Origin of the sequence: Paraburkholderia atlantica (assembly GCF_009362785.1) — a bacterium.
In the GTDB taxonomy this organism is placed as follows: Bacteria; Pseudomonadota; Gammaproteobacteria; order Burkholderiales; family Burkholderiaceae; genus Paraburkholderia; species Paraburkholderia atlantica.
Map to the genome: position 1 here is coordinate 1 of NZ_WHNQ01000196.1, position 1,009 is coordinate 1,009.

Genomic DNA, 1,009 nt, shown 5'->3' on the forward strand with positions numbered 1-1,009 from the left:
TCCAAGGTAATACGCACCGAACCTTCTGCGTGAGGGAAGCAGAAAGCGCCTCTCCACTACACACGAGACGCTGCAGGGAGGTGCAGCGATCAACGCCCTTCGTGTCCATGAAGCTGGCCAGCATGGATGGTACAAAGTGTGCGGTGGTGATGCGTTGGCCGATTATCAGGTTTACAAGCGCATCCGGGTCTTTGTGTACACCAGGAACCGCCAGCACCAGGGTTGCCCCTTCAAGCAAGGTCCAGAAGAATTCCCAGGCAGAGACATCGAAGCTAAACGGGGTCTTCTGCAAGACGACATCAGTTGCCTTGAGTGCATAGGCCTTTTGCATCCAGATCAGGCGATTGATAACCGCTCGATGCTCATTCTGTACCCCCTTGGGCGTGCCGGTTGAGCCGGAGGTGTAGATCACATAGGCGAGATGGCGCGAGGTCAGGCCGAGCGCACGCGGGTCCGGATCGGAGAACGGCAGGTTCGCCCACTCCGGCGTCGCCGTCTCCAGATCGACCGCTATCACATTAGTCAGCACCTCGGGGCCAAGTGCGGCGCGGCCGGCCACATCGCAAAGCAGCAGCTGCGGAGCGGCATCGCCCAGCATCTGGCGCAACCGCGCCGACGGATAAGCCGGATCCAGCGGCAGATACGCGCCCCCCGCCTTGAGGATCGCCAAGAGCCCCACCACCATCGCCGGGCGGCGCTCCACGCAGATCCCCACCGGCTGATCCGGCCTGACTCCGAGTGCGATCAGATGATGGGCCAGCCGGTTGGCCCGCGCGTTGAGCTCGCCATAGCTCAGTCTCTCGTTCTCGTGGACCACCGCCACCGCCTCCGGCGCCTTCTGCACCTGCGCCTCGAACAGCTCATGGATGCACCGCTCCGACGGATACGCCGCTGCCGTCCGGTTCAGATCCTCCAGCAGATACGTGCGTTCGTCGTCCGGGAGAATGTTGATGCGGCCGACCGGCTGCCCCGCATCGGCCATCACACCATTTAACAAAGTCTGCAAATG

Annotated in this window: 1 protein-coding gene; it reads right to left on the minus strand. The window is 62.1% G+C overall.

What is annotated here, in order from left to right:
• On the minus strand, window positions 1-1,009 hold a 1,009-nt coding region (locus GCT19_RS42190; RefSeq protein WP_152855104.1), incomplete at both ends, for an AMP-binding protein.